Below are 14,815 nucleotides of genomic sequence, written 5' to 3'. Positions count from 1 at the left end.
GATACCCGAGATGCGGGTACGATGACGGCTCGGCGCGAGCGCTTTCTGTACGCGTCGATCGCCTGGTTACTCGCGTCGGCGCTGGTACTCGATCTGCTGTCCGCGCTCGAGTACGAACTGTTCGTCGTCGTCTCGCTCATCGGCGTGCTCGTCGTCGCCGAACTCACGGCTCCGATCGCGGTGACGCCGCGGTGGCGGACGCGCCTCCGAGCGGTGATCGCGGTGGGGCTGTGCGTGTTCGCCTACATCGTCGTCCGGCGGGTGCTCGCCATCCTCCCGCCGGGGGTGATCTGAGTGATAGACGGAGGTGACCCGAGTGGCTGACGACTGGCGCGACCCCCGGGGCTGGTCCGGCCCGCGGTGGCTCCTCGTCGGACTGATCGCGGCGCTGCTGCTGGCCGGGGCCGTCGGCGCGAGCACGTCGCCGGCCGACTTCGGCGTGTACGACGCCGACTGGGACGGCGCGGCCGACCTCCGCGGCGTCGCCGAGGCCGCCGGCGCGGACGTGTCGATCGCGACCGAGACGACCGCCTACGCCGACGCCGACCCGAACGGCACCATCGCCGTCGTGCTCGCGCCGGACCGCCCGTACGACGCGACCGACCGCCGGCGGGTCGGACGGTTCGTCGAGCGCGGCGGCACCCTCCTCGTCGCGGCGGACTTCGGCGGTCACGGAAACGACGTCGCCGCCGCCGCCGGCGCGAGCGCCCGGTTCGACGGCCGGCCGTTGCGCGACGAGCGGAACTACCACCGCGCACCGGCGCTTCCGATCGCGAGTAACGTCACCGACGCGCCCGAGACGGAGGGCGTCGACAGACTCACTCTCAACCACGGTACTGCGGTCGTGGTCGACGACTCCCGCGAGGAAACCGCCGTCCTGGTTCGCTCGTCGCGCTTCTCGTATCTCGACGCCGACGGCGACGGCGAACTCGACGACGACGAGTCGCTGGAGCGACGGCCGGTGCTCGTGCGCCAGCGCGTCGGTGCGGGGACGGTGTACGTCCTCTCGGACCCGAGCGTGTTCCTCAACGCGATGCTGGAGCGCCCCGGCAACGAACGCCTCGCCGCGAACCTGTTCGGCGCTCACGAGCGAGCCATCCTCGACCTCTCACACCGGTCCGATCGCCCGCCGGCCGTGGTCGCGCTGGCGACGCTGCGCGCGACGCCGTGGCTCCAGTCTCTGGTCGCGCTGGTCGGCGTCGCCGGGATCCTCCGATGGCGGACGCTCAGGCGGTGGACGACGGGACTCGTCCGCCGAGGCATCGCCGCCGGCGACGGCGACGGGGAGACCGCTGACGCCGTCGGCGACGGAACCGGAACCGCGGCTGTCGGCGACGACGAGCGGGCGGCCGACCGGGAGGCGCTCGTGGCGCTGTTGGAGCGTCGCCACCCCGACTGGGACCGTCGGCGGATCCGGCGCGTGATAGGAGGCGTTTTGCCGCGCGGACCGCAATCGCGTGACGATGAGTGATCCGGCGGCGGTGTACGAGGCGATCCGGGAGGCGGCCGACGAGGTGCTCGTCGGCAACGAGCGCGTCCTCGAACGGCTCACCGTGAGCGCGCTGACCGGCGGACACGTCCTGCTCGAGGGGGTTCCCGGCGTCGCGAAGACGACGATCGCGAACGTCTTCGCCCGCGCCACCGGCCTCGAGTTCACCCGGGTCCAGATGACCCCGGATATCCTCCCCGCCGACATCACCGGTACGAAGGTGTACCGGGAGTCCACCGGCGAGTTCGAACTCCAGCGCGGCCCCGTGTTCGCGAACGTCGTCGTCGCCGACGAGATCAACCGGGCGACGCCCAAGACCCAGTCGGCGCTGCTTGAGGCGATGGAGGAGCGGACGGTGACGATCGGCGGGGAGACGCTGTCGCTGCCGCGGCCGTTCATGGTGATCGCCACGCAGAACCCCATCGAGATGGAGGGGACGTTCGAACTCCCCGAGGCGCAGCGGGACCGCTTCCAGCTCAAGCTCGTCGTCGATCTGCCCGACCGCGACGTCGAGCGCGAACTGATCGACCGCTTCGACGCCGAACCGAACCTCGGCCCCGACGCCGTCTCGCAGGTGGTGACCGAGGCGGACCTGTCCGCGGCGATCGACGCCGTCGCCGACGTGCACGTCGCGAGCGCGGTCGCGGAGTACGTCCTCGACGTGATCGCGGCGACCCGCGACGACCCCTCGCTGGAACACGGGGCCTCCCCCCGAGGAACTCTCGCGCTGTTGCACACCGCCAAGGCGAGGGCGGCGATCCGCGGGCGGTCGTACGTCATCCCCGACGACGTGAAGGCGCTCGCCGAGCCGGTGTTGGCACACCGGGTGGTGGTGAACACCGACGCCGAACTGGCCGGGGAGTCGCCCCGCGAGATCGTCGAGCGAACCGTCGAGTCGGTCGAGCCGCCGGAAGCGCGGGCGGTGGAGGCGGACGGCGAGATCGAATGAGGCCGCTTAGATACCACGTAACTACTACATTATTTGCTACTATCTGTCGGGTAGAAATCCAGTATATTTAATTGATGCTCTGACGACGCCGTATTTGTTCATGACAGCAACTGCGGGCGGTTCTGCTCCGATGCGTGCGGTGAAGTTCCTCGCGCTGATTTCGATCGTCTTGGGAATCATGGCCGTTCCCGTCGCAGCAGACAATCACACACCGACGCCCACGCAGGAGGAACGCGAGCAGCAGATTCAGGACCAGTTCCAGCAGATCGCCGATCTGCTCGTCCTCGTCATCGGCGCGGTCGCGGTGCCGAACGGCGCGTTCGGCCTGTTGCAATGGATGACTGCGGGTGCGAACGAGGAGAAACTGCAGAAGGGCAAGACGCGCATCCGGAACACCTTCATCGCGCTCGCCGGTGCGGCGATCATCCAGGTCGCGGTCGGCTTGATCCAGGCGACGCTGTTCTGACATGGCTCGCTCGGCCCGGCATCGCCAACTCGCCGCGCTCGTCGCGGTCGCGATGGTACTCAGCGCCGGCGTGGCCCCGCTCGCGCTCGCCGACGACCGACCGGTAGACGAGTGGCCGACGGGACCCGAGCGAATATTCTACGCCGACGATCCGGATGACCAGTCGATCGCGGATACGAACTCCTCGGACCTCGCCCAGTTGGGTGCCGCGTTCGACATCTACTACCGCACCACGGATCGGTCGTTCGGTTCGGACGACCGCTCCTACAGCGACTACCGTATCGAACAACTCCGCGGCGTTGACCGAAACGACTCGACGAGCAAGTACCTCCCCGAATCACGGCTTCGCGACTCAGCCACCGGAGTGATCAAGGACGCACACGTGACGTATCTCGGTACCGTCGAAGGTGCGACTCCGGTGACCCCGATCGACGGAACCGATCAGGAGTTCATTCCCGCCGACGGCCGGGTGCTCAACTTCCTCGATTACCGCATCGACGACGGAAACCTCCCCGAACCGGATGTCGACTCAGCCCCGGGGAACTTCACGAACGAGGTGACAGATCAGGAGATAAACGAGGACGAGACGGGCGTGGAGCGTCGAGTCGTCACGATCAACGGCCGCGAGGTCGGGAGTGCAACCGAGGACCCGGAGGGCCGAGTCATCGACTACGCCGGCGCGAACGGCGATGGCGAGGTGACGCTGACGATCGAGACCACCATCGTCGCGGTGATGGATTACACGGTTATCACCCGAAACGAAAACGGGAGTATCGTCGACGAGGAACCGAGACAGCAAGAGGCCGGTAGCGTTACTGTTCGCGATACTGCGACCGTCCGCGTGGTCGACGACCAGGAGGCGACGATCTCCCAACGGTACGTCGACATCGAGGGGCAGTCCACGGGCTATCTCGCGGTACGGTTCGACGGTCCGGAGTCGATCACGGACCGCCAGATCTGGTCGCGGCTCAACTTCAGTTCGGGCACGCAGATCGAGAACAACTGGGGAATCTACTCGACGACTAGGTACACGCACGGGCACATCGCCACGGACTCCGGAGACACCGAGACGTTCGACTTCCCGCACGTGTTGGAGACGAAGTTGACGAGTTCGTACGCCCGCCCGCAGAGCGTCGTCGACACCGAGGCGGTGGACGAGCCGACCAGCCCCCGAATCGAGACGGTCGAACAGTCGCAGATCGCCGACGAGGAGCCGACGCTCGGACCGCAGGTCAACATGACAACGACGGAGCCGACGGTGGTCGACAGCATGTTCATCGCCGGGGTTCCGAGTCAGATCCTGGATGCGACCGACCTGTTCGGACGCGACGTGCCGGTCGAATCCGAGCCGACCGTGACGGTTCGCCGATCCTCGATCGAGATCGTCGAGCAGTCCGACGGCGAGGTGACGTTCCGGCTGCAGAACGCCACCACCGGGACGGGACTGGCTGATCGTGAGCTCTCCGTACAAGGGGCCGCGAGCGATACGGTCGTGACTGGCGACGACGGGACGGCGACCGTCGAACAGACGTCGACGTACGTCTCGGCATCGTTCGACGGGGATCCCTGGCGTGCGGATATCCGGTCCGGTACGGTCGACGGACCGTACTACGGCGAGAGTAGCGAACGGCTGATCGCCACCGACGCCGACGGCCTGATCGCCAGCATCATCGACCTCGTCAGGTGGCTCGCGTTCGCCACTCCGTTCTTCATCGGGTACTTCCTCGTCCGCCGGATCAACGAACGACGATAGCTGACCACAACAATTATGACACTAATCGGTAACTATCGGCCAGACCGAATGGCTGGAGAACAACGATGATCGGAGCGAGTCTGTTAGCGGAGATCACGGCGACGCAACCCTCTCCGCTTGTCCTCGGCGGAAGTCTCGTCGGACAGGCGTTCGAGAACCTGTTGCGGAACGCCTACGAGGCGCTCTTCGGAATCCTCCAGTTCCTCCTCGAAGTCGTCGAGCAACTGCTGTTCTTCACCGAACCGAGCGAGTTCGGACAGCCCGGCCCCGCGAACGACCTCGGTGACCTCTACGACCGGTCGCTCACGGCGTTCGTCTTCATTCTCGGGATCGGATGGCTCGTCACGCTACTCAGTATTCAGGTGTACCCCAGCACGAAAGCCGATCCCTACCGGCTGCTCGAACGCTCGTTCGTCGGCGTCGTGATGGCGGTCGTCGGCCGGCAGGCGGTCAGTACTGCCGTCGAGTTCACGAACGTCCTCGGGCGGTTCTTCTATCCGAACGCCAGTTCGGTGGTTGACGCCTTCGGATCGATCCTCACGGACCCGGAGTCGGCGGCCATCACCGGTGCCGCGGCGATCATCGTCGCGTTGACGATCGGCTCGACGATCCTGGTCGGTCTCGCGATCTTCCTCGCGTTGTTGCTCTTTCGGGTGTTTATCGTCTACGCCACGTTCGGACTGTTTCCGCTGCTGGCCGCCTTCTGGATCTTCGACATGGGCGTCGGAAAGTACGGAAAGAAGGTGAGCGACCTGTTCCTCAAGGCGACGGGGATGACGCTCGTCGCGGGCGTGTTCATCGCGGCGACGCTGAACGCGGGGATCGTCATCGCGCAAAGCGACACGCAGATCATCACCGCCGGACCGTTCGAGTACGTGAACATCACGCCGGTGATCGGCATCGGCGGCGCGATGACGCTGTCGACGACGCTCGTGTTGTTCGGACTCTCCTCGCTCACCGGCGGAACGACCTCAGCGATCGGCGGGGCCGTCGCCGGCGCGGTCGCCGGGGGAATAACCGGTAGCTCGGGCGGATCCGGTAGTTCGGGGGGCTCCGGACTGCTCGGCGGTGGAGGCGGCGGCGGGGACGGCGGTGAACCCGACGTTGGGGGCGGAGGCGGCGGTGCCACCGGCGACGCCGGCGGCGCGCCCGACACCGGCCGCGGCGTCACCGCCGACGGCGGTGCCACGACCGCCGAGTTCGAGCCGAGCAGCTCGCAGAACTCCTTCGGCGGGGGCGGCGCGGCCGGCGCAGCGGCCGGCTCCCAACAGAAACTCGACCGGGCTTCCGGAGGCGGCGAAACGCAATCGCCGGCCGGCGGCGGAGCGCAGGCCGACGCCGAGAACATGAGCACGGGAGAGAAGCTGAAGCAGGCCGGGAGCGACGCCGTTTCGGAGCTCAAAGAGAACAAGGACTCCCTCATGGGAGCGGCCGTGCAGGGAGCCGCCGGCGGTGCGGCCATCGGGTCAGCCGCCACGCCACTCGGGACGGTAGCAGGCGCCGCTACGGGCGCTGCCGGCGCTGTCGGGGGAGAGGCGATCAAGGTGGCTGGTGGGGCAGCGTCCGAATCGCTGTACGATAACGACTTCGGCGGCGCCGAGAGTGCCGTCGAGTCGGCCAAGGGAGGGGCGATGGACGTGGCGGACCGCTCGATCAACGCCGGCAAGGACATCGCCGGCTCGGTGCAGGAGCTCGCCACGTCGAAGTCCAGTCGGACCGCGGACACCGGCGAGTCCGGATACGAAAGCGGAACGGACGAGGTCGACCAACAGGTGATTGCTGAATGAACGTCAGCATATTGGGAACTGCGGACGACAGAGTCGGTGTTCGGGTTGTCGACAACGAGGGTGAGGTGCACAAGGTCGTTGTCATGGAGGGGGACGGTGAGATCAGCACACACGAGTCACCGGACGACTGGCCGGCGTCATTCGATGACTTGAGTGACGAGCGCAAGCAGACCGTCCACCACGTCCAGCGGCGCGCACAGTACGAAGCACATTGGGAGGGCGGACTCGAGGTCTTCGACCCCAACTGGGATCCGCGGGTCATCGCCGACGGGATCGAGGTGATCCAGTCGCTCAGCGACGACGAGTTCGCCCGGCTGTTCCGGCAGACGTACCACCGGCTTCGGGACCCGGCGGTCGGTGCCGAACCCGAAGCGATCGACGTGATCACACAGCTGATCTACCTCACACCCGACCGCCGCTCGATCGAACACGTCTCCGACGTACTCGTGCTCGTCGAGCGGGCACCCGACGAGTACGAGTGGGTCGGCCAACAGCCCTCGCGCGGGCGCGTCGCCGACCTCGCGATCGAACTGCCGCAGCTGAACTTCGAGTTCGAGTTCAGCGAGCGGTTCCGGGAGTTCCTGATTCACCACTTCCGGTGTCAGATACGGGATATCTACTTCTCGATGGGCGAGGAGCCCCCCGAGGAGTGCCAGGTCGACGGCCACGGGAAGATGCCCGACTACGAGGACGTGAAACACCTCGAGGACCAGGTCAACTGACCCGCCGCCCTCGCGTCCGACAAATTCCACGCGGCGTTATCTGATACCTAACGGTACATATAACACCCAGAGGAAGTATCATGGATTGAACTAGTATGAGAACGGTCCCGATTCCCGGACGGATCCTCGAGGACGACGTGGCCTTCGGGCTCTCGTTCGACGAGATCATCTTGATGGCGTCGATTCCGCTCGTGGTCATGCTTCCGAGTCTGTTCATCGAACAGGTACCGCTCCTCGTGAGCATCGGTACCGCGGTAGTTGCCGGGCTCGTCATGGTCGGTATCGTCGTCAGCACGCCCGAGGGTCAGAGTCCGACCTCGTGGGCTCCGGCGGCGCTGCGGCGGCGACTCGGCCCGGACACGTACTACCTGCGCCCCGACGAGATGGGCTACGACAGGAGCACGTACCTGTCGGTGCGCCACTCGGCCGCGACCGACGGCGGCGAACCGATCGACGAGCAACCCGACCCGGACGGGAGCGAGCGATGAGCGGGAACGACGACGGCGACGACGAGCAGAACAACCCGTGGGGCGACACGTCCACGACTAACGAGGGATCGGGCCCCGGGTCCGGGTCGTCGGACGCCGGCGGCGACGGCTCCGCCGGCGACGCCGATGGCTTCGACGGGTTCGACGAGGGCACACCGGACGCCGCCGGCGGCGGCGACGACGCGTCGGGATTCGAGCAGGCGACCGCGGTGTCGACCGACCGCGACGCCGGCGGCGACGCGGTCGGCGGCGGAGCCGTCGACGGAGTCGAACCTGCCGACGGCGATACTGGAGAATCGACGGACACCGAGCCGGCCGACGAGACCGGCCGGGAGCCGACGCCGGCCCCCGACTCGTCGCCGTTCGGCGATGACGGTCCCTCGACGGCCGCGAGTTCGGCGGTCGATCAGGCGTCGCGCTCGCCAGGCGAGACCGCCGAGCGACGGCGGCCCGAGGAGACGGACCCCGCGCTGCAGGGGCCGATGGGGACGCGCAACTACACGCAGGACCTCGTCGACTTCGAGTACGTCTTCGACTCCGGCGACGACTTCGCCCCGCAGTCGGTCAACGCGGACGGGATCGTGTTGACCCAAAGCGGCGACTACGTCGGGATGGCCCGGGTGACTCCGCGAAGCTGGAGCATCCACACGCAGGAGAAGAAACACCAGATCCTCCAGTCGTATCAGTCGGGATTCCTCTCCTCGCTGGACTTCTACACGCAGATCGTCTGTTACCCGACGGAGTTCGACACCAGCGAGCACATCGACCGCCTCGAAGAGCGCATGCGCGAGCGGTCGAACGCGGCCGACGAGTCGCCGCTGGTCCAGTACGGCCGACAGCTGTACCCCCGGTGGCTCACGAGTTTCATCGAAGAGGAGGAGCTCACTCAGCGCGAGTACTACGTGATCGTCCGCGTCGACCCGTCGTCGCTGCGGCAGTTCGACGAGTCCGAGAGCCTCTCGGACAAGGTCGGCGAGAGCGCGGCCGCCTTCGGGTCGATCGTCTCGGCGGTCGAGTCGCTGTTCTCCTCGGACGACGCCGACGCGGGCGAGGCCAGCCGCGAGGAGTGCGTCCGCGAGGTGAGCAAGCGCCTGAATCAGGTCCGCAGCGCGCTCCGACAGATCGACGTGACCGTCGACCCGATCACCGACCGCGACGAGGCGCTCTCCGTGATCTACCACTACTACAACAACGCCCGTCCCGAACGAGCGGCCTTCGATGTGGGTCGCCGAACCGAGTTCGACGCCGACACCGAGTTGAACGTCGAGGGGTTCGAGGTGGACGACCTCATGCGCCCCGACTACGGCGACGTGGGCGAGGGGGGTGAGGAGCCGTGACCGGACTCGGCATCGCCGTTCCGGCGCTCGCGCTCGAGGGACCGCTCGCGCTCGCGGGCGCGCTCGTGCTCGTCGCCGGCATCGCCGACTACATCCCCGGACTGTCGGGCGGCGGCGAGAGCGAGGCCGCCGGGGAGGCGGACGACGACGACGACTTCGAGGACCTCGACCAGGCACTCCTGGACGAGGCGGCGCGACGCCTCGACCGCCGCGGCGAGGAGGTCACCGGCGCGAACCTCTGGGAGGTCATCGAGGAGATCAGAAGCGAGGCGGCCTCGGAGAAGCCCTCGCGCGCCGTGCGGTCGCCGGAGACGCAGGGCGACGCCCAGCGCGTCGCGGTCGCACCGGACAAAGTCGAGGAGCACGAGTCGCACATCGTCCGCCGCGGCGAGAACGGCGAGGAGAAGTACGTCCGCCAACTGATCGTCTCCAGTTTCCCCTCGCGGGTCTCCTACGGCTGGCTCGACCAGCTGTTCGCCGGCGACACGAACATCCGCATCTCCTATCACACCTGGCCGCGCGACCCCGACTCGATGCTCCGGAAGCTGAACATCCGGAACACGCGCCTGCGGGGACAGATCCGCGACAAACGCGAGAAGGGCAACATCAACACCACAGAGGAGGAGCAGCAGCTCGAGGAGATCGAGCGCCTCCGCGAGCAGGTCACTCGCGGCAACACCAGCCTGTTCGACTTCGCGCTGTACATCGAGGTCATCGCCGACGACGAGGAGGACCTCGACGAGCGGACCGCACGCGTCAGGCAGGTGTTCGCCCAGAGCAACGCCCGCGTCACGCCGCTGTACGACCGCCAGCTCGACGGGCAGGCGTCGGTCGCCCCGCTGGGTCGCGACAAGGTCCGCAACACGCAGGTGATGGACACGAACGCGCTCGGAACCACGTTCCCGTTCATCGAGCCGAGCGTCGTTCAGCCCTCCGGCGTCCTGTTGGGCTTTCACGACGTGACCGGTACGCCGGTCGTCGTCGACCGCTTCGACCTCTCGGGGCACAACATGCTCATCTCCGGAAAGATCGGGTCGGGGAAGTCCTATCTGGCGAAGCTGGCGGTCTGGCGTCGCCTCCAGATGGACCCCGACACGGACGTCCTCATCATCGACCCCGTCGGGGGGATGTCCGACCTCGTCGACGCCATCGGCGGCCAGCGCGTCCAGGTGGGCGGGTCCAGCGTGATCAATCCCCTCGAACTGCAGGACAGCGACGTCGACGAGGCCGACGAGGAGCTCGACCTCAACCCCTACGAGCAGAAGATCCGCTCGGTGATGGGGCTGTTCCACACCCACTTCGAGGGTCGCCGGGAGCTGACCAAAGAAGAGGAGGGAATCCTCCGACGGGCCGTGCGGCTCGCGTACCTCCGCCACGGGATCACCCCGGACGTGTCCACTCACCACAACGACAGTCCGACCGTCCAGACCGTCCTCGACGTACTCAGGGCGTTCGCCGACGGCAACAGTCCCAGCGAGTTCATGGACGTGCCACCCGAGCACGAACCGTTCATCGAGTCGATCGAGATGGCCGAGGGCAGCGAGGCCGGCCAGAAGGTCGCCGACCACGCGCACAACGTCCTACTGGGACTCGAGGACTTCCAGGAAGGCGGGCAGAATCAGAACCTCAACGGCGAGTCCAACGTCCAACTGCACGACCGCGTCGTCCAGTTCGACCTCTCGCAGGCCCGCACGCAGGGCGGGACGCCGCTGATGATGCACGTCGTCCTCGACTGGCTGTTCCAGCGCGCCCGCGCCAACGACGGGAAGACGCTCGTCGTCATCGACGAGGCCCACTACATGCTCGGCCAGGAGGAGCCGCTTCGCATGCTGGAGCTGTTCGCGCGCCACAGCCGCCACTACGACTCCGGCATGACGCTCATCAGCCAGACCGTCGACGAGTTCATGAAAAACGAGTCGGCGAAGGCGATCTACGACCAGTGTGACATCCGCGCGCTCATGCGCCACGAGAACATCGGCGACGAGGCGCTGGAGGCGCTGGACCTGACCGATCGCGAGCGTCGGTACGTCATCCAGGCACAGGCCGGCAACTCCGCCAACTACAGCCAGTCGCTGCTGTACGTCACCGACGTCGGAAAGATCCGACTCAAGGTGCTCTCGAACGGCTACGAGCACAGCGTCATCGAGACCGCCGAGAACCCCTGGGCGTACCTCTACGACCAGGGGCTCATCGACTGGGACTACATCCCCGAGGCGGAACGCCCCGGCGTCCGCGCGGAACTGCAGGGATAAGGCTCCGTCGCGTCGCCTCCAACGCGCTTTGTTCGCCTCGTCCCGTTCTCCGACCCCTCAGATGAATCCGGCGACGCGCCCGGCCACGTCCACGAGGTCCTCGCGGAGTTCGTCGGCCGTGCCGTAGCGGGCCGCGGGCTCGACGGCCGTCGCGCGCCGGAGGATCGCGTCGAGGTCGCCGTGGAGTTCGGCGTCGAGGTCGGTGATCGCCGGGATCGGAGCCGACGACGCGCTCGTCCGATCGACCGCGTGGCCCCCGTTCATCGGCGTCTCGCCCACGAGCAGGTAGTGGGTCAACACGCCGAGTTGGTACACGTCGGTCCGCTCGTCGACGGTCGCCTCGTGGTCCAACTGCTCCGGCGTCGCGTGCGCGGTCGCGAGCGGCCGGAACACGTCCGACGGGAGGTCGGTGAGCCGCGGGAGGTCCCAGCCGGTCACCTTCGCCACCGGCCAACTGCCCCGCTCGACGTCCTGCAACAGCACGTTCCCGGGCTCCAGATCCAGGTGGTAGACGCCCGAACGGTGAGCCGTCGCGACCGCGTCGGCGACGCAGGCGGCCAGCCACAGCGCGGTCCGCTGTTCGCTCTCCCCGGCGACGCTCTCGACGGTGCGGTCGCCGCGTTCGACCGCGAGATACGGCCGGTCACCCGCCTCGGCCGCCAGCAGCTTCGCGACGTGCGGGTGGTGGTCGATGTCCCGCCACTCGTCGGCGCGCTCGGCGGTCGTTCGCACAGTCCGTCGGCCGTCCTTGGTGCCGTTCGGGACGGTGACGACGAGCTCGCGGTCGCCGGCGACGACCCGCTTGCGGGCGGTGTGGTCGTTCTCCGCGATCACCTCGTCGGCGGCCTCGACGCGCGCCGGTTCCAGACCGATCCGCGGCGGGTCCGGGCTGGTCGACGGGAGGTGGTGGTCGATTCCAGTCACCCCGACGCGCTCGATCTCGACGCCGTCGGCGACGTTCGGGTCGCCGTCGCTCCCCGCGTCGTCGTCGGGGTCGTCGGTCGGATCGTCAGCCCGGTCGTCGTTCCCCACGACGGGATCGTCGTTCCCCGCAGCGGGGTCGCCGTCCGTCCCGGAAGCACCGTCGCCCTCGCCGGGCGCTCCGCCGCCGCTCTCGTTCTCCCCGTCACCCTCGCTCGGTCGGTCGGTCCCGGTCGCCGGCGACGCGCTCGGCGTGCCCGCTCCCCCGTCGCCACGCCCGTCGGCCGACGCCGCGGAGCCGCCGGCGGCACCGGGGTCGCCGCCGGCGTCCCCCGTCCCGGCGGCCGGTGCGGTCGCGGTCTCCGCGTTCGCGCCCGCCTGCTCCGCGTCCGCCGTCGCTGGCTCGGCGTCCGCGGCCGTCGTCTCGGCGGCGGCCCCCACGTCGTCGACGCCGCCGGGTTCGCCGGTCGTCGCGGGGCGTTCGAGCCGCACCGTCGCCCGGTGGTCGCCGTCGCCGTCGAGGAGCACGTCCGTCCGCTCGCTCGCGTACTCCGGGTGCTCGACGGCGATGGTCGCGCGCTCGGCGGTCGCCGAGAGGGGGACCGTGTGGGTGGCGTCGTCGCGCTCGGCCGCGACGGCGTCGCCGGCGGCGGCGACGGTCGGCTCGGCCCGACACGACACCGTCGCCGTCGGGAGCGGGTCGTCGGAGCGGTCGGCGACGGCGACGTGGAGCCGCGTCGGCGGGATCGCGATCTCGACGGTCTCGTCGTCTCCGACGGCGACCGCCTCGGTCGCCCGCCGGCCGTCGTACGCGGCGGTGAGATCCCACCCCAGCGTCCGGAGTTCGACCGTCGCCTCGCCGTTCTCGACGGCGAACTCGCGCCGGTCACCGATGACGGACTGCTCGGCCAGCACCGACACCGGATCGCGCACTAGCTCGCCGCTCACCGCGTCGACGACCCGGATCCGAACCGGGGCCGTCCCGGGCCCGGTCGCACTCGAGCGTCCGTCGGGAGCGCTTCCGGCGAGACCGCTGCCGCCGGGATCCGAGGCCGAGTCGTCGGTCGACACGAGATACACCATCGCGACGCTCAGACACGCTCCGACGGCGAGCCCGGCCCCGCCCAGCAGCACCGGACCGACACCGGGGACGACGAGGCCGACGGCCGCCGAGAGCGCTGCCCCGCCGACGGGCAAGCCGAGCAGCCACGTCTGAAACGAGGGATCGTCCACGAGTTGCATAGTGTAAGACAATGAATAGCAAAAAGATCCCGGTTAGTTCCCGGCTACCGGCCGGGAAACGACCGGACGACGAGGGAACCCGACCGGTTCGCGACTCAACAGGGTCCGCCCGAGAAGCCGATCACGCCGTACCACACCGCACACGCCAGCCCGGTGGAAGCGACGAGGCCGACGCCGAACAGGACGTTGATGGCGACGACCGGCACCAGATCGGTCGCCTCGGGGGACTCGCCCGACCGGAGGCCCCAGGCGACGCGCAGCGCGAGGCTGACCAGGAGGATCGCCCCCGCGTACACGGCCGCTGATAGCGCTGTCGGTACAACAAACTCCGTTACTCCGAACGGCCACCCCGCCAGTCGGAATACTGTCAGGAACGCGTACCCGAACAGCAAGTAGAACCCGAAGAATGCGCCGTACTGCTGCCAGGCCCAGTCGTTGCTACTGTCGACTGCGCCGCCATCCGTCTCCGTGGGTGTCGCCGACGCGATCGAGTCAAGCCCGGCACGGGAGGCGACGAGCCCCGCGGTGGCACCGATAACGCCGCCGATGGCCGACAGACCCGATGCGGGATAGAGCGACTGGATCGCCGCCAGCGACCCAACGGTCGCGACCGACAGGATGACGCTCATGCCGACGCCGATCCGACCGATGCCGTCGCCGACGAACGACTCCAGCGCCGAGGGGCGCTCGTGGCGATCCTGAACGACCGCGCGGTCGCTGGCGGGCGTCTCGTCGACGACATCGGTCTCGCGTGCGGGGGCGAACCCGGCCGCGACGAGGGCGTCGCGGGTCGACTCGTCCATCGGCGCGAAATCGGCGTCTGCACCCGGCCACAGCACCAGATCGACCCCCTCGGTCTCGGCGGTCGCGCCGTCGGAGTTGATCGCCAGCGTCGCCGCGACGCCGCGTTCGGTCAGGTGTTTCACCGTCCGAAGCGCCGCGTCGTAGGAGGACATGCCGACGACGAGCTGTCCGTCGGCGTCGCCGACGGCCGCGGCGAGCGCGTCCTCGTCGGCGTCGTCGAGTCCCGGACACGCCGCCGGCAGGTCGGGCAGGTCGAAGGCGGCGCGCCAGCGCGGCTCGTCGGCGGTGAAGGTCCACCCGTCGCCGTCGCGCAGGCCCGCGAGACGGTCGTGGAGACCGTCGAACACCGCGGCGATCGGCTCGTCGCCGTCGACGGTGTAGTCGGCGAGGTAGCGCCCGGTCCGCCCGCGCTCGCCGCGGGTCGCGAGCATCGTCCAGACGACGCGCCCGCCTGGCACGTCGACGAACAGATCGACCGGCTGGCCGGTGACGCGCGCGAGCTGGTCGACCCAGCCGTCGACGCGCTCGTCGGCTTCGGTCGCGCGCTCGCCCGAGTACAGCAACTGCGGGTTCGCGTCGGTGGTGTAGACGGTGAACGCGGACAT

The 14,815-nt window shown here is 68.5% G+C and carries 12 protein-coding genes; 10 read left to right on the top strand and 2 right to left on the bottom strand.

What is annotated here, in order from left to right; genetic code table 11:
• The first annotated feature begins 21 nt into the window (after positions 1 to 21).
• From Hbl1158_RS14745 to Hbl1158_RS14700, 10 genes are all read left to right on the top strand, one after another.
• On the top strand, positions 22 to 294 hold the full coding sequence (locus tag Hbl1158_RS14745; protein WP_234298005.1) for a hypothetical protein: 273 nt from the start codon (positions 22 to 24) through the stop codon (positions 292 to 294).
• Between the two features lie 22 nt (positions 295 to 316).
• The gene (locus tag Hbl1158_RS14740) at positions 317 to 1,471 is read left to right on the top strand and encodes a DUF4350 domain-containing protein (protein WP_234298004.1); all 1,155 of its coding nucleotides are present in this window, start codon (positions 317 to 319) and stop codon (positions 1,469 to 1,471) included.
• A complete protein-coding gene (locus tag Hbl1158_RS14735; RefSeq protein ID WP_234298003.1) occupies positions 1,464 to 2,438 on the top strand; it encodes a MoxR family ATPase in 975 nt (324 codons plus the stop codon). The genes Hbl1158_RS14740 and Hbl1158_RS14735 overlap by 8 nt, the downstream gene beginning before the upstream one ends.
• Positions 2,439 to 2,538: 100 nt before the next feature.
• Positions 2,539 to 2,904 carry a hypothetical protein gene (locus Hbl1158_RS14730; protein ID WP_234298002.1) on the top strand — a complete coding sequence of 122 codons (366 nt, stop codon included), beginning with the start codon at positions 2,539 to 2,541 and terminating at the stop codon, positions 2,902 to 2,904.
• Between the two features lies 1 nt (position 2,905).
• Positions 2,906 to 4,657 (top strand): hypothetical protein, encoded by a 1,752-nt coding sequence (locus Hbl1158_RS14725; RefSeq protein WP_234298001.1) that lies wholly within the window; start codon positions 2,906 to 2,908, stop codon positions 4,655 to 4,657.
• Between the two features lie 65 nt (positions 4,658 to 4,722).
• Entirely contained in the window at positions 4,723 to 6,444 is a 1,722-nt protein-coding gene (locus Hbl1158_RS14720) for a hypothetical protein (protein ID WP_234298000.1), read from the top strand.
• The gene (locus tag Hbl1158_RS14715; RefSeq protein ID WP_234297999.1) at positions 6,441 to 7,166 is read left to right on the top strand and encodes a hypothetical protein; all 726 of its coding nucleotides are present in this window, start codon (positions 6,441 to 6,443) and stop codon (positions 7,164 to 7,166) included. Before Hbl1158_RS14720 ends, Hbl1158_RS14715 begins: the two co-directional genes overlap by 4 nt.
• A gap of 95 nt (positions 7,167 to 7,261) precedes the next feature.
• Positions 7,262 to 7,654, top strand: a complete 393-nt coding sequence (locus Hbl1158_RS14710) for a hypothetical protein (protein WP_234297998.1) — start codon at positions 7,262 to 7,264, stop codon at positions 7,652 to 7,654.
• The gene (locus Hbl1158_RS14705) at positions 7,651 to 8,991 is read left to right on the top strand and encodes a hypothetical protein (protein ID WP_234297997.1); all 1,341 of its coding nucleotides are present in this window, start codon (positions 7,651 to 7,653) and stop codon (positions 8,989 to 8,991) included. The genes Hbl1158_RS14710 and Hbl1158_RS14705 overlap by 4 nt, the downstream gene beginning before the upstream one ends.
• Complete coding sequence (locus Hbl1158_RS14700) at positions 8,988 to 11,243, top strand: DUF87 domain-containing protein (protein WP_234297996.1); 2,256 nt, start codon at positions 8,988 to 8,990, stop codon at positions 11,241 to 11,243. Before Hbl1158_RS14705 ends, Hbl1158_RS14700 begins: the two co-directional genes overlap by 4 nt.
• A 57-nt stretch (positions 11,244 to 11,300) precedes the next feature.
• Here the strand turns inward: Hbl1158_RS14700 and Hbl1158_RS14695 are convergent, their stop codons facing one another.
• The gene (locus Hbl1158_RS14695; RefSeq protein ID WP_234297995.1) at positions 11,301 to 13,406 is read right to left on the bottom strand and encodes a hypothetical protein; all 2,106 of its coding nucleotides are present in this window, start codon (positions 13,404 to 13,406) and stop codon (positions 11,301 to 11,303) included.
• A 95-nt stretch (positions 13,407 to 13,501) separates the two neighbouring features.
• Positions 13,502 to 14,815, bottom strand: coding sequence for a hypothetical protein (locus tag Hbl1158_RS14690; RefSeq protein ID WP_234297994.1), 1,314 nt, complete (start codon positions 14,813 to 14,815; stop codon positions 13,502 to 13,504).

The organism is Halobaculum sp. CBA1158 (assembly GCF_021431925.1).
Lineage (GTDB): Archaea > Halobacteriota > Halobacteria > Halobacteriales > Haloferacaceae > Halobaculum.
The sequence above is the reverse complement of the archived record's forward strand: the minus strand, read 5'-3'. Positions and strand labels throughout refer to the sequence as shown.